Consider the following 23,860-nt stretch of genomic DNA (forward strand, 5'->3'; position numbering starts at 1 on the left):
CATGCCTGGAGCGTTAGGTTAGCCTTACTTCATATGAGCCTGTCCAGCCCGGTGACCGGAAAAGACGTTCTCCGGCACGTCCTCACTGCCCGCCGGGGCCAGCTGGTCGTGGCCACCCTGCTGCTGTGCGCGCACCAGTTCGGCGAGGCCCTGGTGCCGGTGGTGATCGGCAAGGTGATCGACGAGGCGGTCAGCGGGGCCGGTGACGGTTCCGGCGGGGTGAGCGACCTGCTGATCTGGATCGGTGTACTCGCGGTGGTCTTCGCGGTGCTGTCGAACAGCTACCGCAACGGCGCCCGCAAGATCGAGGCAGTGGCCGAGTGGGGCGCCCACGATGTGCGGATGCAGCTCACCGAGCGGGTTCTCGACGCTCGCGGCGGGGCCGAGGAAGGCCGCCTGCCCGGGGCGCTGACCAGCATCGCAACCAGCGACGCGCAGCGGACCGGGGCGGTGGCGATGGCCGTCGGGGTGGCGCTGGCGCAGATCACGGCGATGATCGTGGCGGCCGTGGCGCTGCTGTGGGTCAGCCTGCCGCTCGGGTTGCTGGTGCTGATCGGGGCGCCGCTGATGCTCTGGCTGACACACCTGCTGGGCCGGCCGCTGGAGAGCCGGAGCGAGGCCGAACAGGCCGAGGCGGCAGCGGCTTCCGGAGTGGCGGCCGATCTGGTGGCCGGGCTGCGGGTGCTCAAGGGGATCGGCGCGGAGCAGGCGGCGGTGGACCGGTACCGCACGCCGAGTCGCCGGGCTCTGGCCGCGACGGTGCGGGCGGCCCGGGCCCGCGGAGCCTACGAAGGCGCGATCCTGTTGCTGACCGGGGTCTTTCTGGCCCTGGTGGCGGCGGTCGGCGGAAAGCTGGCGCTGGACGGGGAGATCAGCATCGGCGATCTCACCGCGGCGATCGGTCTGGCGCAGTTCCTGCTCGGGCCGTTGCAGGTGTTCGCGTGGGTCGGCTCGGAACTGGCGGCGGGCCGGGCCAGCGCGGGCCGGGTGGCCGAGGTTCTTTCCAGTACCGGGCTGGTCGGCGAGGGTTCCGGGGAGCGCCCAAAGGCGAGTCCGACGTCCCCAGTTGGGATTTCTCTGCAGGGCGTTGCCTCGGGCTGCCTGAAATCGGTTGATCTGCAGGCCGGTCCGGGGGAGATCCTGGGCGTGGTGCCGCGCGATCCGGCCGATGCGGTGGCTCTGCTCAGGCTTTTCGGCCGCGAGATCGATCCGGAGGCCGGGACGGCGAGGCTGGGCGAGGACGACCTGGCCGAGTTGCACCCCGACCACGTCCGGGCCCGGGTGCTGGTGGCCGCACACGATGCCGAGCTGTTCGGCGGACCGCTGCTGGAGAGCATCGAGAGCGCCGAAGGCAACAGCGAACTCGCGGCCCGGGTGCTCTCGGCCAGCGCGGCCGACGAGGTGATCGAGAGTCTGCCCGAGGGCCGGGCCACCGTGCTCACCGAGCGGGCCGGCAACCTTTCCGGCGGGCAGCGGCAGCGGGTGGCGCTGGCCCGGGCGCTGAACATCGATGCGCCGGTACTGGTTCTGCACGATCCGACCACCGCGGTCGACAGCGTGACCGAGGCCCGGATCGCCGAAGGCATCCGTGAGGTCCGGGCCGGGCGGACCACCGTGCTGGTCACCACCAGCCCTGCGTTGCTGGCGGTCACCGACCGGGTGGTCATGCTGGTGGAGGGCCGCAACCAGGCCGAGGGCAGACATGCGGACCTGGTCCGCGACGACGAGACCTACCGATCGACGGTGCTGTCATGACTACGGTTTCGATGAAGGACGACGCCCGCCTGCCGATCGCCACGGCGGCCCGGTGCCGGCAGGTGGTCTGGAGCCTGATTCGCCCGCAGCGGGTTCCGGCCCTGAGCGGGATGCTCCTGCTGGTCGCGGCGACCGCGGTGGGTCTGCTCAGCCAGCCGCTGCTCGGCCGGATCGTCGACATCGTGGCCGAGGGCCAGGCGGCCGGTGCGCTGGTCTGGCCGGCCGTCGGGATCGCGGCGGTCGCCCTGGGGCAGGCCCTGCTCACTCCGTTCGGGCTGGCCCAGCTGGCCACCGCGGGGGAATCGGCGCTGGCCGGGCTGCGGGAGCGGTTCGTCGAGCGGGCGCTGCGGCTGCCGATCGCCGAGGTCGAGCGGGCCGGGTCCGGTGACCTGACCTCGCGGGTGACCAACGACGTCACCAAGATCAGTGAAGGTGTGCGGGAGGCGCTCCCCGAGTTTGCCCGCGCGGGGCTGACCATCGTCCTTACTCTGCTGGCCCTGGCGGTGCTGGACTGGCGATTCTTCCTGGCCGCGCTGGTTGCCGGGCCGGTCCAGGTGCTCACCGTGCGCTGGTACCTGCGCCGCTCCGGGCGGGTATACGCGGCGCAGCGGGTGGCGGCCGGGGAACAGCAACAACAGTTGCTGGAGACGATCGGCGGGGCCCGGACGGTGCGGGCGTTCCGGTTGCGAGGGCGGCAGGTGCCCCGGGTCGCCGATGCCTCCGTGCGGACGGTCGAGCGCACGCTCGACGGGGTGGCTCTGCAGACCGGCTTCTTCGGCCGGTTGAACCTGGCTGAATTTCTAGGTCTTTCCGGGGTTTTGCTGGTCGGATACGCGCTGGTGCGTGACGGCTCGGTGTCGATCGGTACCGCCTCGGCCGCCGCGTTCTACTTCCACAGCCTGTTCACCCCGATCAACACCGCACTCTTCCTGCTCGACGAGGCCCAGTCGGCGGCCGCCAGCCTGGCCCGGCTGGTCGGCGTGGTCGATCTGCCCGAGGCCCCGCGGACCGGGACCGCAGCGATCGAGTCCGCACAGGCGTCCATCGGTGTTGAAAAGGTGCGCCATGCCTACACCGCCGGGCACGACGTGCTGACCGACGTGGACCTGGAGTTCGGGGCGCAGCAGCGGATCGCCGTGGTGGGGGCCAGCGGCGCCGGAAAGACCACGCTGGTCAAGCTGATCGCGGGATTTCATCCGCCCGCGGCGGGGACGATCCGTCTGGGCAGGCGCGACGTCCGGGAGCTGGGGCAGGACGGGGTGCGTCGCACGGTCGCGCTGGTCACCCAGGAAGTGCACGTGTTCGCCGGGCCGCTGATCGACGATCTGCGGTTGGCCCGGCCCGCGGCCTCGGCCGCCGAGCTGGAAGCGGCGCTGACCAAGGTGCACGCGCTGGAGTGGGTGCGGCTGCTGCCCGAAGGCCTGGAGACGGTGGTCGGGGACGGCGGTCATGCGCTCACCGCCGCCCAGGCTCAGCAGCTGGCCCTGGCCCGGCTGGTGCTGGCCGACCCTCCGGTGGCGATCCTCGACGAGGCCACCGCCGAGGCCGGTAGTGCCGGGGCCCGGCTGCTGGAACGTTCAGCGATGCAGGCCCTGGACGGGCGCACCGCGGTGGTGGTGGCGCACCGGCTCACGCAGGCGGCCACGGCCGACCGGATCGTGGTGATGGAGTCCGGCCGGGTCGCCGAGCAGGGCACCCACGACGAGTTGCTGGCGGCCGGCGGGGTCTACGCGCAGTTGTGGAAGGCCTGGTCAAAGGATTCCTGAGCGCAGCGCGTAGGCCACGGCCTGGGTGCGGTTGCGCAGGTTCCAGCGGGTCAGCAGACCGGAGATGATGTTCTTGACCGTGCGCTCGGAGTAGGTGATGCGCTCGGCGATCTCGCTGGTGCCCAGGCCGTCGGCCATCAGGGCGAGCACCTGCACCTCGCGGGCCTCCAGGCCCGAGGCGGTGATCCCGCGCGGGGCCAGCACCGAACGCTGTAGGTCGGCCAGTTCCTGCAGCAGGCGGCTCTGCATCACCGTGGGTAGATCGCTTTCCCCGGAGGAGACCGACAGAAGCAGCGTGGCCAGCCGCGCCGCGTTGGTCTGCTTACGCCACAGCACCCCGCGTAGCCCGGCCTCCACGCCGGCCAGCAGGTCGGCGTCCCCGACGTGATCGAGCACCGCGGCCACCGGGATCGAGCGACCCTCGGTGATGGTCCGGATCCGCCGCAGCACCACCCCGGTGAGGGCAGGGGCGACCACGACCAGCACATCGGCGTGGGCCAGGCGGTTCAGCGGCTGGTTACGGAACCCGGGCTGGTTCTCCAGGAGATTGCCGACGGCCGCCTCGTCCAGGCGGTCGGTGGCCAGCACCGCGAAGCGCAGGGGCTGCAGGGTCTTCTGGGTAGGGGACGGGCCCGGGGCGAAGGTCACTCTCGGCGGGGTCACCATCTGATCACGGCTGGTGCACCGGGAACGGTTCACCGGATCGTTCAGCCCCGGTTGTTCACCTTGGTCGGGTTGATGTTGACGCTTTCGTAGGGTTCCGGCTTGTTCGCATAATCGGGCGCATGACGAAGGCCGCCAGCATGTTCGCGACGATCGGGGTGGCCGGGCCGCCCGCCGTACCCCCGGTCCGGCGCCTAGGTACAGCCGTGGTGATCGGCGCCAGCATGGCCGGGTTGTTGACTGCGCGAGTGCTGGCCGACCACGCCGAGACGGTGCTGGTCGTCGATCGGGACGACCTGTCGGGGCCGCGCAAAGGGGTACCGCAGAGCGGTCAGGCGCACGTTCTGCTGGCCGCCGGGGCCGAGCATCTGGAGCGCTGGTTCCCGGGGTTCGTCGAACGGGCGGTGGCGGCCGGAGCCTGCCGGGTCACCACCGCCCGGGTGCAGATCTGGGACGACCGGGTGCCCCGGGCGAACGGCTCGGAGGTGCTGCGGCTGGCCATGACCAGGCCGTTCCTGGAGGAACTGGTCCGGCGGGAACTGCAGGCGGTGCCGAACGTCAAGATCAGCAACGGACGGGTGAGCGGGCTGACGTTCGAGGGCGCGGTGGTGAGCGGGGTGCAGATCGAAGACGTTTGCGAGCCGGCCGATTTCGTGGTGGACGCCAGTGGCCGGTCCAGCAAGGTGGGCGACTGGCTGGAGGCGGCCGGATTCTCGAAGCCGCCGATGGTCCGGGTCGCCTCCGGCGTCAACTACTCCACCGCCCTCTTCCGGCGTGAGCCGGGTGAGGTGCCGATCGGGCTGGGGATGGCGGTGACCGGGACGACGCGCGGCGGTGCTTCCGGCGGGGCGATCTTCATGACGGTGGAGGGCGACCGCTGGATGGTGGTGCAGGGCGGTTACGGCGCCTTCCGGCCCGGGGCGACCAACCAGGACATGGTCGAGCGCTGCCTCAAGGAGTACCCGGCGCCGTTCGGCCGGGTGGCCGAGAACGAGATGCTCGGCGACGTGGTCACCTACCGGTTCCCGGACAACCGGCGGCGGGACTACTGGGCCTGCGAACGGTTGCCGGCCCGGCTGGCGGTGGTGGGCGACGCAGCGGCCTCGTTCAACCCGATCTACGGCCAGGGCATCAGCTCGGCCGCGCTGCAGGCGGCGGCGTTGTCGATCTACCTGAGTGCGGACCCGGACCTGGATGTACCAGCACGGGAGTTCTTCCGGATGCAGAAGGTGGTCGTGGACGCGGCCTGGGCGATCGCCACCTCCGGGGATGCCGCGGGTGACGCCGGTGCGGCCTCGTCGTTGGCCGATCGGGTCCGGGGCTGGCTGGTGGGAAGGGTAGTGGCCAACCGGCATGCGTGACCACGAGGTCAACCGGGTGTTCGTGGAGGTCTCGCAGATGCTGCGCCATCCCTCCGTGCTGGCCCGGCCGGGGGTGATCGGGCGCTCACTGCTCACCGCGATCGCCGGTGGTCGGCGGCCGGACCCGGTTTCGCCGCTGCGTTAGAGGTGTACGGCCTGCTCGGCCAGTAGACCGATGCTGATCGCGGTCATCGCGACGCCGGAGCAGCGGGCCACGATCTTCGCCGCCGCGGGCCGGGCCCGCAGCAGGGCCCGGGAGCTGGTGCCCACGCCGGTGTAGACGATGGCGCACATCAGCATGTGCAGGCCGCCGAGCGCGATCAGCTGGATGGTGAGGGGCCAGGCCGCCGACGGGTCGGTGAACTGGGGCAGCAGAGCCAGGAACAGCAGCAGGGCCTTGGGATTCAGGCCGCTGATCATGGTGCCGCGGGCCACCTGGCTCAGGGTCGACGTGTTCTCGGTGCTGTTGTGGGCCTGGGGGACCGGCGGATTGAGGATCGTGGTGATACCCAGGTAGGCGAGGTAGCCCGCACCGGCCAGGGTCAGCACGGTCAGGGCGCCGGGCGTGCTCGTGATCACGGCAGCTGCCCCGGCCGCGACGACCACGGTGATCAGCAGGTACCCGGCCAGCAGACCGGAGACGGCCGGCAGCACCGAGCGGTAGCGCAGCCCGGCGGTGATCGCGTAGGCCCAGTCGGCTCCCGGCGTCAGGACCAGGAGGACGGAAACCGCCCAGAACGCCGCAATCATCCCCAAGGCCATTGGTTCGGCCCGCCTTTCGTGAATCCGGGGCACCGGTGTGCCGCCGAACCAGAAAGTTACGGACGATTCACCGGGAAGTGCTGCCCGGATCCGGTACTGCAGGGGCTCGTGATGAGAAAGAATCGGCCGGTGGACGCCCTCGATCGCGAGATTCTTGCGCAGGTGCAGGCCGACGGCCGCCTGACGCTCACCGAGCTGGCCGGGCGGGTGGGCCTGAGTGTGTCCCCGGCCCACCGCCGGCTGCGGGCGCTGGAGCGCGACGGGGTGATCACCGGTTACCGGGCCCAGCTCGACCCGGCCGGGGTCGGGCTCGGCTTCGAGGCCCTGGTGTTCGTCACCCTCACCGAGAGCGGGGCGGGGATCGTCGCGGCCTTCGAGCAGGCCGTGGTCGAGATCCCGCACGTGGTCCAGGCCCAGCGGCTCTTCGGCACGCCCGACTTCCTGCTGCGGGTGGTCGCCAGTGACCTCACCGGATTTCAGCAGTTGTACGACAGCAAGCTGGCCACCTTGCCGGGCGTGCAGAAGCTGACTTCGACGCTGGTGATGAAGAGCGTGGTCGAAGGCCGCGGCCTACCGCTCTGAGGAGCTCAGCAGGCCTGGTAGTGGTACGCCGACTTGCCGGCCGGGACCACGTCGCGGTCGCGCAGGATCACCGAGATGTCCTGGCCCTGGCTCTTGCAGGCGGTGGCGTAGGCGGACCTGCCGTTGTCGGTGTACTCGATCTCGTAGACCTGGTCGCCGTAGATGTCGGTGTAGGCGTCGCACTCCTTCCAGACCTGGCACTCCTCCGCGATGGCGAAGTCGAAACCGGCCGTCCGGGCGTCGTTCTGGTCCAGCTCGGCGGTGTTCTTCTGGGCGATGGCCAGGCCCGCCTCGTGCGCCCGCTGGGCCAGCAACGCCGAGAACGCGACGTTGTCGTCCTTGGTGAGCAGCTCGTCCGAACGCGTGTAGGTGTCCAGGTTGTCCGGCTCGACGGCGTCGAAACCGGCTGCGGCGCAACCGTCGATCCACTCGCCGACGATCCCGGCCAGGGCCTCGCGCTTGGCCTCGGTGGAGGTGTCGAGGATGTACTCGTCCCACTCCGAGTCGCGCACGTACTCGCCGTCGGCGTTCTTCAGCAGCAGGTCGTCCTGCTCGCCGGTCCAGTACTCGGCGTCGCCGGGCTGGGTCTGGAAAGCGTTGACGTAGCAGATGTTGTACTTGCCGGCGGCGGGCTCGGCCTCACGGTCGCGGTCGACGATCTCGACGCCCGTCGCGGGCTCGTAGGCCCCGCCGATCTGGTAGTCGAACTGGCCGTTGGCCGGGGGCAGCGTGACGTCGGCCGAGTTCTGGTTCTCGTCGGCCGGGGTGGTGCTCGGGCTCGGCGCGGGCGTGCTGGTGGCCGGACGCTCGCGGCCGCCCCGGTCGTGCCACGGATTTGCGGCGCCGGCAACGGTGTACGAGCCCACACCGAGCAGCAGGACCAGGCCCGCTGCGGAGGCCATGACGATACGACGGCGGTTGCTGCGCTTGCTGCTCATGTTCTTCCTGCCCCGGAACGCCCCGCCTCGGGCTGACCCCTGGCGACCGGTGCCGGATCGACCGCACGGATGCGGGTTCGCCGGCTGAGCGGTTCCGTTCGGGCCCGAACCTAGGCGGGCCAGTGAAAGTGGGACCTTAAATGCGGTTTAGGTCTGGGCCCGGCCGCCGGCTTCGAGATCTGCCGGTACGACAGATCTGAGCTGGGACGTTGCTCCTGAGGGCAGCACCTTTAGGCACGATTGAGGCGATCCGGAGCACAGGAGGCTTATCGACCGAAGTGGCCGGGTAGCGTGATTCGGGATGCGTGAGCGACAACTGCGACGGCGGTGCCGGGCGCTGCTGCGTGAGCTGGACGTGCCTGCGCCGTTCGGTCCTCGTGAGCTGTGCCGCCGGCTCGCGCAGCACCGGGGCCGGCCGATCCGGCTGGTGCCCTTCGCGATCGAGCAGCCCGGCCCGTTCGGGATCTGGTTCGCCACCGACGCGGCGGACGTGATCGTCTACCAGTCGCAGACCACCCCGGCCCATCAGGAGCACATCATCCTGCACGAGGTCGGGCACATCATCGCTGGTCACGATGGTGAGCCCCGTCTCCGCACCGCCTACGACAGCCGGCCGGAGTGGGAGGCCGAGCTGATCGCGACCATCCTGCACGAGTGGGCCGGGCGGGGCGACGGTCTGGGCGAGGCCGCTGCGCAGGCCGCCGATCCGAACCGGCAGGCCGCGCTCGAGCGGATCGGGCACGCGCTGTCCGGCGGCGGGGGCTGGTCGTGAGGGTCGCGCTCACCGTGGCACTGGAGATCGGCCTGTGGTGGGCCGCGATCGTGAAGCTGCAGCACCTGCGCCGCTCGCCCGGTGATCGGCCGCTGCGCGCGGTCACCGGGTTGTGCTTCTGCCTGGCGCTGGGCCCGCTGGCCGCGATGCCCGGGCTGAACGAGGTGATCGAGGAAGCAGTCCCGGGCCTGTCCCGGCTGCTGCTGAACCTGTTCACGGTGACCGCGACCTACTGCCTGATGGCCTTCTACGGCTACTCGGTGGGTGGGGAGCACACCTCCGGGCAGTTGCGCCGCTGGCTGGCCGGGCTGATCGGGGCGCAGACGGTGATGGCGCTCGCCTGGGTGCTGGCCCCGCCGCCGATCCGGATCGCCCCGGCCGCGCTGGAGAGCCTGGACGACCGGCACAGCGTGATCTTCACGGTGACGGCGCTCGGCTACATGGGATTCGGCCTGAGCCACGCCTTTCGCTGGTCGGTGCGGTACGCCCGGGCCGCCCACCGGGTCCGGCTGCGCACCAGCCTGCGGATCGTCTCGGTGGCGCTGGCCTGCCTGCTCACCGCCTGCCTGAGCAAGGTTGGGGTGGCCCTGACCCTGGGCCTGGCCGGGGACCTGCGGCCGGACGAGGAGGTGATCGCCGCGGTCAGCCTGGTCTACCCGGTCCTGGTGCTGCTCGGAACCGCGCTGATCGTCACGGGTTTCTGCTACCCGGCGGTGGCCTCGTGGCCGGCCCGGGTACGGCAGGCGCGGGAACGGCGTGGCCTGTACCGCCGGCTCGGCCCGCTCTGGTTCCGGATGCGGGCCGCCTTCCCTCATCTGGTGCTGCCCGGCGGCTGGCTGCCCTGGACGGACCGGGCCTACTTCCGCCGGGTGATCGAGATCCGCGACACGATCGTGCAGCTCGGGCCCTACTACGATCCCGAACTGGCCGCCCGCGTGAGAAGTGCGGAGTTCGGGGACAGTTCGGCGACTGCTGAGGACACCCGGGAGATCCGGGTGCGGGCCGTGCTGACCGTCGACGCACTGCGCCGCAAGCAGGCCGGGCAGCCGGTCGAATCGCCTTACGTCATGCCCGCTCTCGGCGGTGACGACCTGGACTCCGACGCCCGCTGGCTGGCCGGGCTGGCGGCAGCGGTCGAGGATGCCGAGGCTCAGTCGGCCGCCGAGCCGGTCTCGTCCAGCACGTCGAGCATCCGCAGTACCTGACGGCGCAGCTGGGGGCTCATCTCCCCGGCCCGCATGGCGATCGCCCGGACCTGGTGATCGGCCAGTTTCTGGCGCCACTCGATCTCCTGCGCATCCTCCCCGAGCAGGTAGGCCGCGGTGATCGGGGCGTCGTGGGCGGCGCGGTGCCGGTCGAAGAACGCGGCGATCGCCCGGACCACCGCGATGGTCGGGTTGGTGTTGCTGCCCGAGCGCAGGGTGGCCAGGTAGACCCGGGACAGAGTGGTGTCGTGGCCTGGGTCCTCGCTGATCGCGCGGGCCACGTACGGGGTGGAGAACTCGCGCCAGGTACCGCTCTCGTCGCGCTGGCCGATCGTGGCGAACAGTTCGTTCAGCCGGTCGGCGAACGCCGGTCGGGAATCGGACACCCTTTCGCCCCCAGTCAGGCCAGCCGGTACTTCCACGCTGGAACCGTTAAGCAGAATGTACGGCTCACGGTTCATCCGCGCGAGTCAGTACAGTATATTTACCGGTGGGCGTCTGGCGGAGCAGGGCGGTCGTTCGCGGTTTCGGTGGGGGTTACCGCGGAGGCCGGAGGGAACCCGGTCCGCTCCGGCGCCCGTGGGGGGCACCCGTGGCCGTCGGTCTGCGCACCTGATCCGGAGGGGGATCGGGACTCCGGACCGGCGGCCATCGGTGTTTACCGACCTCGGGCCGTTTCCATGACGCCGCCAGTAGTGCAAAGGTGGGCATCGTGGAAACCCGGGAGCTGAGTTCCGAACGGCATACGGACAGTGAACTCGATCTGGGTGAGTCCGGCTCGCCCGAGCAGGGTTCCACGCCGCCGCGCCTGCCGTTCGGTCTGTCGGTCCGCGGGCTCCAGGGCACCGCCGCCGTGCTGGGTTTCGTCACCATCGTCTCGGCCGCGGTGATCGGCGGTGCACTCGCGGTGGATTCGGTGGCCCGCTGGGACGGTGACCGGCCCGACGGCAGCGCCCTGCTGAACGACAGCGAGCGCAAGGAGGCTCAGCTGGACGCGCTTCCGCCGAGCCCGGAGGACGATGCCCCGGCGGTCGAGGACGAGAAGGCCGGCCAGGGCGACGGTGAGGCTCCCAAACCCAAGAGCGGCAAGGAGTCCGGCGACCAGGCATCGGGATCGGGCGAGGGCCGGAACGACTCCGGCGGCAAGCAGGTCGACCAGGTGAAGTCGGAGAAGAAGGCGCCGAAGGCCAAGGCGCCGGCCCCGCTCGCCTCGATGGGCATCATCCGTAATCTGGCCACCGGGCAGTGCATCGACCTGCCCGCCGCGGACGTGCCGGCCGTGGGCACCGCGGTCAACCAGTACAACTGCATCCCGGGCCCGAACGACAACCAGGACTTCGAGCTGGTCGAGCAGTTCGGCGAGCTGATGCTGCGCAACCTGAAGACGAACTACTGCCTCGACCTGCCCGGCACCGGCAGCGTGAAGCCGGGGGCGGTGGTGATCGTCAGCCCGTGCCAGTCCGGTGACACCGAGAACCAGATGTTCCGGGCCGAGCCGCAGACCGACGGCTACTACCTGCGGCACGTGAAGAGCGGCCTGTGCCTGGACGTCGACGGCGCCGGCGACGACGAGCGCAACCGGCCCGGTCAGCTGCTCACCGTGTACACCTGCTCGCCGGACGACGACCACATCTGGACCGTCGGCTAGGGAGCGTCTCACCTACGGGCGCCGGGTGCGACCAAAGTCTGACCAAGGCAACCATTCCGGAGACGGACGCGGTGGACCGGCCTGGAGGGCCAGTCTTGACCACGTCAGCAAACGTCGCTCGGAAGGAACGAAACATCATGCGTACCAAGCGAATCGCCGTCTCCGGTATGGTCGCCGCCCTGGGTGTCAGCGGTCTGCTCCTGGCTTCGGTGGTCTCGGCCCAGGGAGCCTCCGCGCAGCCCCGGGCCACTGCCACCTGCGAGGGGCTCGAGGCCACGATCCTCGGCACCGCGGGCGATGACCACCTGGTCGGTACCGAGGGCGACGACGTGATCGTGGCGCTCGGCGGCGACGACCTGATCGACGGCAAGGGCGGCGACGACATCATCTGCGCCGGCCCGGGTAACGACATGGTGGACGGCGGCAAGGGCAGCGACAGCATCGACGGTGGTGCGGGTGACGACGTGCTGATCGGTGGCGCCGGCATCGACTTCATCCTCGGTGGCAGCGGCGAGGACCTGATCACCGCGGACGCCGGCCACGACTTCGTCTCCGGCGGCAACGGCGACGACACCATCATCGGCGGCAAGGGCGACGACGTGCTGGACGGCGGCAAGGGCGACGACCAGATCGCCGGTGAGGCCGGGGACGACCTGATCACGGGCGGTGCGGGCAAGGACGAGATCCAGGGCGGCAAGGGCGATGACAGCATCCTCGGCGGCCCGGGGGCGGACAAGCTCTACGGCAACGCCGGCAACGACCTGATCGCCGGTGAGGGCGGCAAGGACAAGATCTTCGGTGGCTCCGGCAAGAACAAGATCTACCAGGGCAACGCCCCTGAGTGATCCCGCTTCGGCGGATGGGGTCTGGCCGGCCGCATCCGCCGTCGCTGTTTTGACGTTCCCTTTGTCCGGTTTCCCCTAAAGTCGGCCTGTGAAGATCAGTCGAGGCACCTTCAAGAAGCGTTACGTGGCGCTGGCCGCCGTGACCACCGCCGCGATCGCCGTGCCGGTGGTGCCGAACCTGGCCTCCGCGCTGCCCGGCGCCACCCCGACCAAGGCCCAGCTGGTGGTCCCGGCCGGCCAGAAGGTGGCCGGTAAGGCGAAGATCAGCTGGCCCAGCACCGGCCGCGCGCGGATCGAGGTGGCCGGCCTGGGCACGGTCGGCACGCTCGGCAGCACCACCGAGTCGGTGCCGATCGCCAGCATCACCAAAGTCATGGCGGCGTACACCGTCCTGGAGAGCCACCCGCTGAAGGCCGGCGCCAAGGGCCCGAAGATCAAGATCACCAAGGCCGACGTCAACAGCTACAACCGGCTGAAGAAGGAGGGCGCCTCGGTGGTCAAGGTGAAGAAGGGCGACAAGCTGACCCAGCGGCAGGCGCTGCAGGGTCTGCTGATCTCCTCCGGCGGCAACCTGGGCGAGACCCTGGCCCGCTGGGACGCGGGCTCGACCGGCAAGTTCGTCAACAAGATGAACGCGAACGCCCGCGAGCTGGGGCTCACCTCGACCAGTTTCAAGGACGTGCACGGGGTCGACTCCGGTTCGCGCAGCAGCACCGAGGACCTGCTCGACCTGGCCCAGGCGGCGATGAAACAGCCCGCCTTCCGCGAGGTGGTGCGCCTGAGCAGCGCGAAGATCCCGCAGAACAACCTGAAGTCGACCAACAAGCTGCTGGGCAGCAACGGCGTGATCGGGATCAAGACCGGCACCACCTACGCGGCCGGCGGCTGCCTGCTGTTCGCCGCCACCGACAAGGTCGGCGGCAAGACCCGGACGATCTACGGCGTGATGCTCGGCGCCCGCGGCGACGCGTACTCGGCCAACGCGCAGAAGTTCAGCAAGAACATGGTGATCTCGACCCGCAAGGAGCTGCGTGAGGTCACCCTGCTGAAGCCGGGCAAGGCCCTGGTGTCGGTGAAGAAGGACGACGGGCGCACCTACCGCTACGGCGTGAAGAAGACGGTGAAGTCGGCCGGCTGGTCGGGGATGCCGTTCAAGATCGGCCTGCCGGGTGCTCTGGCGGCCGGCCAGACCCCGAAGAAGCTCAACGTCAAGGTCGGCAGCAGTACGATGAAGGTGGACCTGGTCCGGGTGAACTGAAAAGCCGAACGGCCGCTCCCTTTCCGGGGAGCGGCCGTTCTGGTTTTGGGCGGATCAGGCGTTGACCGGAGACTTCCGGGACGTCTGCTGCGGCACCGCCGCCTTACGCTGCCGGCGGCGCTCCCGCCGGCCCTCGACCATGGTGTACAGGACCGGGATCAGCACCAGGGTCAGGGCGGTCGAGCTGACCAGGCCGCCGATCACCACCACGGCCAGCGGCTGCGAGATGAACCCGCCGTGCCCGGTGATCCCCAGCGCCATCGGCACCAGAGCGAAGATCGTGGCCAGCGCGGTCATCAGAATCGGCCGCAGCCGCCGCATCCCGCCCTCGGTCACCGCCTCGAGCACCCCCAGGCCGCGCTCGCGGTACTGGTTGATCAGGTCGACCAGGACGATCGCGTTGGTCACCACGATGCCGATCAGCATCAGGATGCCGATCATCGCGGCGATGCCCAGCGGGGTGTCGGTGACCAGCAGCAGGGCGAACGCCCCGATGAACGCGAACGGGATGGAGACCAGCAGGACCAGCGTCTGCCGGATGCTGCGGAAGACCGCCACGATGAGCAGGAAGACCAGGGCGACGGCCATCACCATGGCCAGGCCGAGGGCCGCGAAACTCTCACTCTGGTCGGCACTCACACCACCGATGCTGTGCTCGGCCCCGGCCGGCAGGTCCAGGCCGTCGAGGGCCTTGGTGACCGCCGCGGTGGCCGCCCCGGTGTCGTCGCCCACCGGGGTCACGGTGACCGTCGCGGTGCGCTCGCCGTCCACCCGGCTCTGCTCGGTGGGCGCCTCGACCTCTTCGACCTTCGCCACGTCGCCCAGCGGGATCGTCCCGGTGGCCGTAGGCACCGGCAGAGCCCGGATGTCAGCAATGGACGCGGGTGCCTGGGGAGTCGTCTTCAGGACGACTTCCTGCTCGGTCCCGCCGAGACTGATCTGGGTGACCGTGGTTCCGGCGATCGCGGTGCGCAGGGTCTCGCTGATCACCGTGTCGGTGAGCCCGGCCTGGGCGGCGGCCCGGCCGATCCCGGTGATGGCGAACTGCGGCGAGTTCTCGCTCAGGTCACTGCGCACGTCGCCGGCCTCGGAAAGCCCGGAAAGAGCGTCCTGCACCTGCTGAGTGGCCTCGCCGAGAACCGCGTCGTCGGTGGCGGTGACCACCACCTCGATGTCCGAGCTGAGCCCGGCCGCGGCCTGGATCGCGAACTTGCCGGCCTCGGGCATCGCGTCGAACTGCTTGCGCAACTCGTCCCGCAGCGCCTGGGTGTCCGCGTCCTCCTTGAGGGTGAGCGTGTAGGCGGCGTGATTGGCCGAGGACCCGGTGGCGAACAGGCCGCCCGAGGAGCCGATGCTGACCTGGTAGCTCTCGATCCCGTCCAGACCCTCGACGACCTCCTCGACCTTCTGCACGGCCGCGTCGGTGGTGGCCAGGTTGGTCCCGGCCGGCAGGTCCTGGGTGATCGACAGGCTCTCCTCGCCGGAGTCGCCCAGGAAGCTGGTCTTCAGCCCACCGGCCATCGCCAGGCTGGCGAACAGCAGCACCACGGCCCCGGCCAGCACCCGCTTGCGCCGGTTCACCGCCCAGGTGATCACCGCCAGGTAGGTGCGCGGCAGCAGGCCCTCGCGCTCCTCGGCCTCGACCCGCTCGCGGTACTCCTGCGCCGAGACCCCCACCGCGTCCTTCGGGGTCTTCAGGAACCAGTAGGCCAGCACCGGGATGATGGTGAGCGAGACCAGCAGCGAGGCCAGCATGGCCACCGTGATGGTGATCGCGAACGGTGCGAACAGCTCCCCGACCAGCCCGCCGACGAAGGCGATCGGCAGGAAGACCGCCACCGTGGTCAGGGTGGAGGAGGTGACCGCGGAGGAGACCTCGCGGACCGCGGTGAAGATCGCGCTCTGGCGGTCCTCGCCGTAGCCGAGGTGGCGTTTGATGTTCTCCAGCACCACGATCGAGTCGTCCACGATCCGGCCCACCGCGATGGTCAGGCCGCCCAGGGTGAGCATGTTCAGCGAGTAGTCCTGCAGCCAGATCACGATCAGCGCGACCAGCAGCGACAGCGGGATCGACATGGCGGTGACCAGGGTGGAGCGGGCCGAGCGCAGGAACAGCACGATCACCAGCACGGCCATCACCAGGCCGAGACCGCCCTCCTCGAGCAGCCCGCGCACCGCGTCCCGCACCGGCGGCCCGCTGTCCGAGACCACCACGATGCTCACGCCGTTGCCCAGGGCCTGTTCCAGGCCGGGCAGTTTCTCGGTGACCCCGTCGGAGACCGAGGAGGAACTGCCGTTGTGCGCCATCGTGATCGAGACACCGAGGCTGGGACGACCGTCGGTCCGGGTGATCGAGGTGGCGTCGGTCTCGGCGGAGGCGACCTGGGCGACGTCCTTCAGCTGCACGGCCTGGCCACCGGTGGGCGGGGCGGGGAGCCAGAGGTTCTGGATCGCCTTGAGGTCGGAGACGGCGGCACCGACCTGGACGCTGACGTCCTTGCCCTCGGTGTCGACCGAACCGGCCGCCGAGACCGTGCCCATGGTCTGCAGCGCGGTGGTGACGGCGGTGACCGGCTGGCCGGCGGCGGCGAGCTTCGCGGCGTCCGGGGTGACGGTGACCGTCCGTTCGGTGACCCCCGAGACCGAGACCTCGTTCACCCCGTCCACACCCTGCAGGGCGGGCACGACCTCGGACTGGACCTTCTGAGCCAGGGCCTCCTGCGCCGCCTGGTCGCCGTCGGACAGGACGGCCAGCGTCATCGTCGGCAGGTCGCCGGTCGAGCCGGTGGCCACCTCGGGCTCCACCGTCGAGGGGAGCGAGGCGACCCGGCTCAGCGCCTGGCGCACCGAGTTCGCGACGTCCTCGGTGTCCACCCCGAACTCGAACATCATCGTGGTGGTGGACAGTCCCTGCATCGAGGTGGACTGGTAGGTCTCCAGCCCGTCCAGGTTCGCCACCGCGTCCTCGATCGGGACGGTGACCTGCTCCTCGACCACCGCGGGGGAGGCCCCCGGATAGGGCGCCACCACGGTCACGGCCGGAAAGGCCAGATCGGGCAGCAGTTGCTGCTTCAGGGACCCGGCGGCGTAGACCCCCAGTCCCACCACCAGGACACAGACGAGCGCGACCAGCTTGCGGTTGATCACGCTGAATCTCGAGAGTATCGACACCGGAGACCTCGGTTCGGGAGATGTCTTCTAGGGCGGCCGCGCGACGTCGCTGCGGCCTGCTTCAGTCTCGAAGAGACGAAGGGCCCTTCACATCAGCCCGAGGGCGATACCGGGCTGCTACTCCAGTAGCAGAGTCTCGACCCCTGGCTACCGCAGGAGTAGACCTCAGACCGGGCGTTCACCCGGCCGGGCCAGGCCGTGCTGGTAGGCGAGAACTACCAATTGCGCCCGGTCTCGCACCCCGAGCTTGGTCATCGCCCGGTGCGCGTGGGTTTTCGCGGTCAGGGTGGAAACGCCCAACCGAGTCCCGATCTCCTCGTTCGAGAAGCCGTAGGCGGCCAGCACGGTCACCTCGCGCTCGCGGGCGGTCAGCAGACCGGCCTGGGGCAGTTCGGGCAGCGGGGTCTCGGACCGGGTGAGCAAGTGACTCACCAGGCCGCGAGTTGCCTTGGGGGACAGCAGGGACTCGCCGGCCGCGACGGTCCGGATCCCGTTGAGGACGTCGTCCGGGCCGACGTTCTTGCCCAGGAAACCGCTGGCCCCGGCGCGCAGCGCGTGCAGCACGTTCTCGTCGTTCTCGAAGGTGGTGAGCACGAGAACCCTTACCCCGGCCAGATCCTCGTCGGCGGCGATCTGCCGGGTGGCCTCGATCCCGTCGGTACCGGGCATTCTCAGGTCCATCAGGACCACGTCGGCGCGCTCGGAACGGGCCAGGGCCACCGCCTCGGCCCCGTTCCTCGCCTCGCCGACCACCTCGATGTCGTCCTCCGACTCCAGGATCAGCCGGTATCCGGCCCGGATCAGGGCCTGGTCGTCGGCCAGCAGCACCCGGATGCTCACGCCGGCTCCGGCGCGGTGCGGGTGATCGGGGGAGTGGGCATACTGACCTGGACCACGAAACGTCCTTCGCCGGTGAGTTCGGTGTGCAGGGTGCCGGCGGCCGCCGCGACCCGTTCGCTCATCCCGAGCAGACCGTAGCCGGAACCCGCACCGGGGGTGTGAGCGGCCCGCAGATTGCTCACCCGGATCTCGATCGTGCTGTTCCGGTAACGAATTTCCAGGTCGGTGCGGCCGGTGCCGTACTTGTGCGCGTTGGTGAGCGCCTCCTGGATGATCCGGTAGGCGGCCAGATCGGTCACCGAGGGCAGTTTGCGCGGGTCCCCGCTGATCGCGGTGGCGACCTCGTGGTCCACCCCGGCCATCGACTGCAGCAGGTCGGGCAGGCGTTCCAGGCCGGGGGCGGGCTCGGTGGAGGCCGGATCGCCGGGCTGGCGCAGCACCCCGACGATCGAGCCGAGTTCGGTCAGCACGGTGTCGCAGGCCTCACGGATGTGCAGCACGGCCGGGGCGATCGCCTCCGGCCGCCGGGTGAGCAGGTGGCTGACCGCCCCGGCCTGCACGTTGATCACGGCGATGTGGTGCGCCACCACGTCGTGCAGCTCTCGGGCGATCCGCAGCCGTTCCTGGATCACCCGGCGCTGGGCCTCTTCCTCGCGGGTCTGCTCGGCTCGCTGGGCCCGGTCCTGGATCGCGGCGATGAAGGCCCGGCGGTTGCGCGCGGCCTCGCCGACCGCCGTGCCCACGGTGACCCACAACAGCGTGCCGATGCCCTCGGCGGGTACCGGCCAGCCGTCCGAGACATAGATCTCGGCCACCCACATCGCAGCGACCGCACCCGCTGCGACAGGTACCGCGTTCTTCCGCGCCACCTTCAGGCCGAGCGAGTAAGTGATGAACCCGAGGGCCATCTGCGGGCCCGGGTCGTGGCCGTCGGTGACCACCGAGAAGAGCGCGCAGACGGCGGCCGTGCCCAGGGTGACCAGGCGCGGGTCGAAACTGCGCAGGGAGACCGCGACCAGCACGATCGCGGCGCTGATCGAGACGGTGAGCGGGGTGGCCGGATGGTTCAGGCCGGGTGGTTCGGTGTCACGGGTGGTCCACCAGCTCAGCAGCAACAGCCCGGCGACCGCGAAACCCCAGACCAGGTCGGCGTAATGGGGATGCTCGCGGATACCGCGCCGGATCCGGGAGACGGCGGTGTCGGGCACGGCGTCAGGCTACGCTCCGCCCGGTGGCGGTTTCGTCCCCCGCGCGGCGTAGCCGCAGGTCCTCCCCGCTGCTACTGGAGTAGTAGGGGCTCCTGGCCGAGCAGGTTCCCGAGTTCGCAACGGGCCCGCTCCAGCCGTTCGATGTTCTCGGTGAGCTCGGCGTGCAGCGTGCTCAGGGCCTCGCGGGGCACCTGCTCGGCGGTGCCCATCTCGGCGATCCGGTGCAGCGAGAACCCCAGGTCGGTGAGCTGTTTGATGCGCAGGATGCGGGCCCGGTGGGCGCTGTCGTACTGCTTGTAGCCGTTCGTCCGGCGCTGCGGCTCGGGCAGCAGGCCCACCTCGTGGTAGTGCCGGACGGTGCGCAGCGTGACTCCGGTCAGCTCGGCGATCTCGCGGGTGCTCCAGGACGGGTTGGTCATGACGCTCGTTGTTCCCTCCGGCTCGGCGGCTGCCCTTCTACTGTCGGGCGGGCCGGGCCCTGGGGGCAGTGACGTGACGTCATCCCTGGACCCGGACGAATGTCATGTCCCACCGATGAGCTTTGCCCGATTCCGGTCCGTTCTCTTACGGTGACGCATAGCGCCGGTCAAATCTTCGTCAAGCAGGCTGAACCGGCCAAGCCAGCGGTTACGCTTCCTGAACGTAATCAATCGTCGCCTCAGCGCGCTCGCGGGCTGAGGCAGGAGGCCGGTGCCCGTTCATGCCTGATCGTCCCTCGCACCCGTACGGGCTGGACCCGGCCGACGAGCCGGCCCGGCCGACGCGGCGGCTGTCCGAACCGGAACCGGCGTCGGTGGCCGACGAGGAACCCCAGGTGCAGCCGCCGCACGCCCGTGGCTTCGGGGCCGACCAGGCTGCTCGCGCGGCCCGCTCCGAGCGCCGGGCGGCGCCGCGGCCCGGCAGCCGCCGCGCCCTGCGCGAGGAGGAGGACGCACAGCGCCCGCCCCGCGGCCGGCACCTGCAGCTCCCGCAGATCGCGGCCGCCGCGCTGGGCGTGCTGGCGATCCTCGGCGGAGTGGTCGTGGCGCTGGACAAGATCCCCGCAGACGCTCCGGAGAGCAGCGCGGCGATGACCTCCACCACCGCGGTCTCCGAACTGCCCTCGGTCTCGATGGACGCCACCCCGTCGATCGCCGCCGAGGTGGCCGAGACCCAGGCCGCCCGGCGGCCGGTCAGCCTGGGCCAGGCCCCGGCGATCGCCCAGGTCGCGGACCGGGACAAGCTGGCCGAGGCCGCGGCCAAGGCTGCTCAGAAGGCCAAGAAGGCGGAGGAGGCGGCGCAGACCAAGGCCGTCGCCGACACCGGCCGCCCGCGCAGCTTCGGCGCGGCCGAGCACGTGAAGCTCGGCGTGTTCCGCGGCACCTCACCGGCCGAGGTGGACAGCTTCGGCAACTGGCTGGGCCGCGACGTCGACTACGCGCTGGACTTCTCCACCCGCACCAGCTGGGACGAGATCGCCAACCCGCACTACATGCTGGACGCCTGGAAGGGCTCCGGCTACCGGATGGTCTACGCCACCGCGCTGCTGCCCACCCAGGACAAGTCGGCCACCATGGCGGCCGGTGCCCGCGGGGAGTACGACGAGCACTTCCGGACCCTCGCGCAGAACCTGGTGAACGCCGGGCAGGGCGATGCGATCCTGCGGCTGGGCTGGGAGTTCAACCTGAGCGCCTCGCGCTGGCACCCGGACACCAAGGAGAACTTCATCGGGTACTGGCAGCACATCGTCAAGGCGATGCGCTCGGTCCCGGGCACCGAGAACCTGCAGTTCGACTGGAACCCGAACATCGGCGGCGAGAAGTACGACTCGCGCAAGTACTACCCGGGCAACGAGTACGTGGACTACATCAGCGTGGACATCTACGACATCTCCTGGGCGCCGGGCGCCTACCCGTTCCCGGCCGACTGCGACGCCGACTGCAAGCAGCAGCGCCGCGAGGTGGCCTGGGACGACAAGCTGAACGGCACCTTCGGGCTGAACACCTGGGCCGACTTCGCCCGCTCGAAGGGCAAGCCGATGGGTCTGCCGGAATGGGGTCTGTGGGAGCGCCCGGACGGGCACGGCGGCGGTGACAACCCGTACTACATCGAGCAGATGTACAAGTTCATGAACGACCCGAAGAACAACGTGGCCTACCAGGCCTACTTCGAGTTCGACGTGGGCGACAACGGCAACCACGCGCTGTCCACCCACACCACGGCCGGCGGGGCCTTCCGCGACCTGCTGGGCAAGTGAGGCCGTTCAGCCGGACACGGAGCTGAAGGCCGGGGGCTGAGGTCGGCAGAGCTCGGCGGGAACCGTCCCGCCGAGCAGGGGCTGTCTCAGCTCGGCCGGTCCGGGGTCGATCCCGGCGAGCCGGCAGAGCAACTCCAGGCCCTGGAACTGGGCCAGCCAGCGCAGGCCGGGCCGGAAGGCGAGCGGGCTCTGCATGTGGGCCACGGCCGAGCTGGCGCTCAGGTGCTCCAGGCCGAACGACTCCTCGGGTTCCGCCTCGGTCATCCGGACCACGGCCTTGCCGTACCGGTGCATCGTCCATTCGATCGGCTGCAGCAGGCCGGGGTCGCGCGACTCCTGGAACACCGTGCCCCCGGCCGAGATCGCGGCCTCCGGGAACCGGGGCGCCCCGACCAGCAGCAGGGTGTGCTGAGCGAAGGGCACGGCGGCCACCGGGATCCGGGCCGGGTCCTTGGTCAGGAGCTGCTGCCAGGTGCTGCGCTGCGGGTTCGGGACGCCGGCCTGACTCAGCACCTCGATCGGCGGGCGGTCCAGCACCACGGCCACCGAGTAGCCCTGCCCACCGGTCAGCGAGTCGAAGCAGATCTGCAGATCCTGTTGCCGCGGGCCGGATTCCGGCCGCAGACGGGAAGCCGGCCGACGGTTCGCCGCGTGCGCCAGGTGCGAGGCTCGCGACCAGACCACGGCACCGCACTCGTCCTGCAGTTCCACCGCGCCGGAGCGCACCACCAGCTCCGCCCCCGGCCCGGCGATCTCCTCGAGGACCCGCCCCCCACAACGCAAACGCAGCATTCCGTCGTCGTCCAGGACCAGAGACGTCCCCTGTTCCTGCACGCTCGAGGCCACCACGTCAAACCCCAGCGAACGGATGTAAAGGTGCACCCCGTGCTCGGTGTGAAACAGCACGGTGCTGCCGTCTTCGCTGGTCAGTGACTGGTGGCGGAGCGATTCACCGGGTTGTAGCCGGGCTCCCCGGCCGGGCCGGGCGATCGGCGCCCGAGTGGGGGACGCGACCGAGCCGGTGGACCAGACCGCGGTGCCCTCAGCGTCCATAAGCACTGCACTGCCGTTGTCGAGCACGCACAGCCGCTCGGCTCCCGAACCCTGAGTACCGCTGTGCCACAACGGAACCCGGTCGTGGTCCCAGATCGTCAGCGCACCGTCCAGCCCGAACGCGAATGTGCTGGTGCCGCAGGGGATGCCGGCCGGGGCAGACCAGATGCTCTCGTCGTGCAGGTTGTCGTACAGCGTGGTGCCGTCCGGAAAGCTGTTCTGCAGGACGAATCGGCCGGACTCGGAAGTGAGGGACTGGCAGAAGAGGTACTCGCCCGGTTCGAGCCCGGAACCGCCGTGGTTGCTGTGCAGTGGCCTCATGAAAGGGGACACGTCGGGCATCGGTGTCCCGGTTCATCTGGCACCGGCCCGCAACGCGCCTAGGCTCGCGGACATGAACACTGCTGAACTGCTTGAGGACGGTTACGAGCGGGTCCGCGAGTCGCTCGCCCAGGTGGCCTCCGGGTTGAGTGCCGAGCAGCTGGCCCACCGGCCGGGTGGCACCGGTAACTCGATCGGCTGGCTGCTCTGGCACCTCACCCGGGTGCAGGACGACCACGTGGCCGACGTGGCCGGAACCGAACAGGTCTACACCGCACAGGGATTCGCCCGGCGCTTCGACCTGCCGTTCGACGACAAGGACCATGGATACGGCCATACCAGCGAGCAGGTCGCGCAGGTGCGGGTGGCGGATCCGCAGCTGCTGGTGGACTACTACGAGGCGGTGCACGCGCACACGCTGCAGTACGTGGCCGGGCTGAAGGACGCGGACCTGGACCGGATCGTCGACGAGGCCTGGGACCCGCCGGTGACCCTGGGTGTGCGGCTGATCAGCGTGATGGACGACGACGCGCAGCACGTGGGGCAGGCCGCCTACATCCGCGGCCTTCTCACCTGAGGCAGTTCAGCCAGTACTCGATCGGATGGTCCCATTCCTGGGCCGCCTTCGGGTCCCAGGCCACCCCGGGAGTATCGGTGCTCAGCGCCCGGAGCCAGTTCCGCGCCCGCTGCAGGGGAGCGACGGCGATCACTGCCTGCAGTTCGGCGCGGAGCTCGCTCAGGGGTGCCAGGTCGGTGAAGACCTCCAGGTAGGCGTCTTCCAGACGTCGCGTGTCGACTTTGTCTTCCTGGGCGAAGGAGAGTGGTAGATCCATGGTGCTGAACGGATGAGCCACGCTGGAGTCGCCGAAGTCGAAGAACCGGGAGACGCCGGCCGCGTCCACCGCCACGTTGTTGTCGTGCAGATCGCCGTGCTGCAGAGAGGGCGGAACCAGCCACTGCCGTCCGGCGTCCCACTTCTCGGCGATGCGGGCGAGCCGGTCTCGCTCGGCCGGCGGCAGCTGCGGTGCGGTGACGAAGTCCTGCAGCAGGTCCAGATGGCGGTGCGGGCGCTCGTCGGGCACACCCTGGGCCAGCAGTTCGTCCACGTAGGGCATGACTGCGCGCTGGAGCTGGGCGAACTGCTGCACCAGGGGGATCCAGACGGCCAGGTCGAACTTTTCGCCCGAATGCAGTTCGCGCAGCACGGTTCCGGCCGAGGCCACGATCAGCCGGTGATGTGGTGGATCGGCAGCGATCAGGTCGGGCACCAGCTGCGGGCAGGCCCGGGTGAGTACCTGCAGGACTGCCGCCTCGTGCCCGGTGTGCACGGTGGAGGCTTTGACGAAGGCCGGGCCGGCCTGCCAGGTCACCGCCCAGGGCCGGACCTTGAGCTCGAGAAGCTCCACCGGGCCGAGCACGCTGCGCGCCCAGGCCCGGGTGTCCGCGATCCGATCGCTGTGCATCAGGTCATGGTGG

At 70.2% G+C, this 23,860-nt stretch carries 21 protein-coding genes and 1 pseudogene; 12 read left to right on the forward strand and 10 right to left on the reverse strand.

Annotated elements, in window-relative coordinates:
• Positions 1-33: 33 nt before the first annotated feature.
• Both LR394_RS04940 and LR394_RS04945 read left to right on the forward strand, forming a co-directional pair.
• Entirely contained in the window at positions 34-1,755 is a 1,722-nt protein-coding gene (locus tag LR394_RS04940) for an ABC transporter ATP-binding protein (RefSeq protein WP_231439159.1), read from the forward strand.
• Positions 1,752-3,521, forward strand: coding sequence for an ABC transporter ATP-binding protein (locus LR394_RS04945; RefSeq protein WP_231439160.1), 1,770 nt, complete (start codon positions 1,752-1,754; stop codon positions 3,519-3,521). Before LR394_RS04940 ends, LR394_RS04945 begins: the two co-directional genes overlap by 4 nt.
• Here the strand turns inward: LR394_RS04945 and LR394_RS42695 are convergent.
• The gene (locus LR394_RS42695; protein WP_231439161.1) at positions 3,507-4,184 is read right to left on the reverse strand and encodes a helix-turn-helix transcriptional regulator; all 678 of its coding nucleotides are present in this window, start codon (positions 4,182-4,184) and stop codon (positions 3,507-3,509) included. The two genes, LR394_RS04945 and LR394_RS42695, sit on opposite strands and share 15 nt — an antisense overlap.
• Positions 4,185-4,306: 122 nt before the next feature.
• Here LR394_RS42695 and LR394_RS04955 point away from each other — a divergent pair, with 122 nt between their 5' ends.
• Positions 4,307-5,545 carry an FAD-dependent oxidoreductase gene (locus LR394_RS04955; RefSeq protein ID WP_231439162.1) on the forward strand — a complete coding sequence of 413 codons (1,239 nt, stop codon included), beginning with the start codon at positions 4,307-4,309 and terminating at the stop codon, positions 5,543-5,545.
• Complete coding sequence (locus tag LR394_RS04960; RefSeq protein ID WP_231439354.1) at positions 5,538-5,690, forward strand: hypothetical protein; 153 nt, start codon at positions 5,538-5,540, stop codon at positions 5,688-5,690. The genes LR394_RS04955 and LR394_RS04960 overlap by 8 nt, the downstream gene beginning before the upstream one ends.
• Here LR394_RS04960 and LR394_RS04965 read toward each other — a convergent pair.
• On the reverse strand, positions 5,687-6,307 hold the full coding sequence (locus LR394_RS04965; RefSeq protein ID WP_231439163.1) for a LysE family translocator: 621 nt from the start codon (positions 6,305-6,307) through the stop codon (positions 5,687-5,689). The genes LR394_RS04960 and LR394_RS04965 overlap by 4 nt on opposite strands.
• 129 nt (positions 6,308-6,436) lie before the next feature.
• Here LR394_RS04965 and LR394_RS04970 point away from each other — a divergent pair, with 129 nt between their 5' ends.
• Positions 6,437-6,889 (forward strand): Lrp/AsnC family transcriptional regulator, encoded by a 453-nt coding sequence (locus tag LR394_RS04970; RefSeq protein WP_231439164.1) that lies wholly within the window; start codon positions 6,437-6,439, stop codon positions 6,887-6,889.
• A 5-nt stretch (positions 6,890-6,894) separates the two neighbouring features.
• Here LR394_RS04970 and LR394_RS04975 read toward each other — a convergent pair whose 3' ends face one another.
• Positions 6,895-7,827, reverse strand: a complete 933-nt coding sequence (locus LR394_RS04975) for an endo alpha-1,4 polygalactosaminidase (RefSeq protein ID WP_231439165.1) — start codon at positions 7,825-7,827, stop codon at positions 6,895-6,897.
• 301 nt (positions 7,828-8,128) lie between these two features.
• Between LR394_RS04975 and LR394_RS04980 the strand changes: the two genes are divergently transcribed.
• Positions 8,129-8,599 (forward strand): ImmA/IrrE family metallo-endopeptidase, encoded by a 471-nt coding sequence (locus LR394_RS04980; RefSeq protein WP_231439166.1) that lies wholly within the window; start codon positions 8,129-8,131, stop codon positions 8,597-8,599.
• On the forward strand, positions 8,596-9,804 hold the full coding sequence (locus LR394_RS04985) for an MAB_1171c family putative transporter (RefSeq protein ID WP_231439167.1): 1,209 nt from the start codon (positions 8,596-8,598) through the stop codon (positions 9,802-9,804). The genes LR394_RS04980 and LR394_RS04985 overlap by 4 nt, the downstream gene beginning before the upstream one ends.
• Here LR394_RS04985 and LR394_RS04990 read toward each other — a convergent pair.
• Positions 9,750-10,190: a hypothetical protein gene (locus LR394_RS04990; RefSeq protein WP_231439168.1), complete on the reverse strand. Its 441-nt coding sequence runs from the start codon at positions 10,188-10,190 to the stop codon at positions 9,750-9,752. The two genes, LR394_RS04985 and LR394_RS04990, sit on opposite strands and share 55 nt — an antisense overlap.
• 326 nt (positions 10,191-10,516) lie before the next feature.
• Here LR394_RS04990 and LR394_RS42700 point away from each other — a divergent pair, with 326 nt between their 5' ends.
• The 3 genes from LR394_RS42700 (at position 10,517) to LR394_RS05005 (ending at position 13,555) form a co-directional block, all read left to right on the forward strand.
• A complete protein-coding gene (locus LR394_RS42700; RefSeq protein ID WP_231439169.1) occupies positions 10,517-11,452 on the forward strand; it encodes an RICIN domain-containing protein in 936 nt (311 codons plus the stop codon).
• Between the two features lie 137 nt (positions 11,453-11,589).
• Positions 11,590-12,297: a calcium-binding protein gene (locus LR394_RS05000; RefSeq protein WP_231439170.1), complete on the forward strand. Its 708-nt coding sequence runs from the start codon at positions 11,590-11,592 to the stop codon at positions 12,295-12,297.
• Positions 12,298-12,385: 88 nt separating this feature from the next.
• Positions 12,386-13,555 carry a D-alanyl-D-alanine carboxypeptidase family protein gene (locus tag LR394_RS05005; protein ID WP_231439171.1) on the forward strand — a complete coding sequence of 390 codons (1,170 nt, stop codon included), beginning with the start codon at positions 12,386-12,388 and terminating at the stop codon, positions 13,553-13,555.
• A gap of 54 nt (positions 13,556-13,609) precedes the next feature.
• On the opposite strand, the gene LR394_RS05010 is transcribed toward LR394_RS05005, so the two are convergent.
• The 4 genes and pseudogenes from LR394_RS05010 to LR394_RS05025 all read right to left on the reverse strand — a co-directional run.
• Entirely contained in the window at positions 13,610-16,702 is a 3,093-nt protein-coding gene (locus LR394_RS05010) for an efflux RND transporter permease subunit (protein WP_231439172.1), read from the reverse strand.
• Between the two features lie 189 nt (positions 16,703-16,891).
• On the reverse strand, positions 16,892-17,566 hold the full coding sequence (locus LR394_RS05015) for a response regulator transcription factor (protein WP_231439173.1): 675 nt from the start codon (positions 17,564-17,566) through the stop codon (positions 16,892-16,894).
• A complete protein-coding gene (locus tag LR394_RS05020) occupies positions 17,563-18,774 on the reverse strand; it encodes a sensor histidine kinase (protein ID WP_231439174.1) in 1,212 nt (403 codons plus the stop codon). Before LR394_RS05020 ends, LR394_RS05015 begins: the two co-directional genes overlap by 4 nt.
• Before the next feature lie 98 nt (positions 18,775-18,872).
• Positions 18,873-19,193: pseudogene (locus tag LR394_RS05025) on the reverse strand (helix-turn-helix domain-containing protein); the annotation flags it as partial.
• Between the two features lie 281 nt (positions 19,194-19,474).
• Between LR394_RS05025 and LR394_RS05030 the strand changes: the two are divergent.
• Complete coding sequence (locus LR394_RS05030) at positions 19,475-21,010, forward strand: glycoside hydrolase family 26 protein (RefSeq protein ID WP_231439176.1); 1,536 nt, start codon at positions 19,475-19,477, stop codon at positions 21,008-21,010.
• A 6-nt stretch (positions 21,011-21,016) separates the two neighbouring features.
• On the opposite strand, the gene LR394_RS05035 is transcribed toward LR394_RS05030, so the two are convergent.
• A complete protein-coding gene (locus tag LR394_RS05035) occupies positions 21,017-22,384 on the reverse strand; it encodes a hypothetical protein (protein ID WP_231439177.1) in 1,368 nt (455 codons plus the stop codon).
• Between the two features lie 73 nt (positions 22,385-22,457).
• On the opposite strand from LR394_RS05035, the gene LR394_RS05040 reads away from it, so the two are divergent.
• Complete coding sequence (locus LR394_RS05040) at positions 22,458-22,961, forward strand: mycothiol transferase (protein WP_231439178.1); 504 nt, start codon at positions 22,458-22,460, stop codon at positions 22,959-22,961.
• On the opposite strand, the gene LR394_RS05045 is transcribed toward LR394_RS05040, so the two are convergent.
• Complete coding sequence (locus LR394_RS05045) at positions 22,954-23,847, reverse strand: phosphotransferase (protein ID WP_231439179.1); 894 nt, start codon at positions 23,845-23,847, stop codon at positions 22,954-22,956. The two genes, LR394_RS05040 and LR394_RS05045, sit on opposite strands and share 8 nt — an antisense overlap.
• Positions 23,848-23,860 lie beyond the last annotated feature (13 nt).

Source organism: Kineosporia babensis, assembly GCF_021129305.1.
Lineage (GTDB): Bacteria > Actinomycetota > Actinomycetes > Actinomycetales > Kineosporiaceae > Kineosporia > Kineosporia babensis.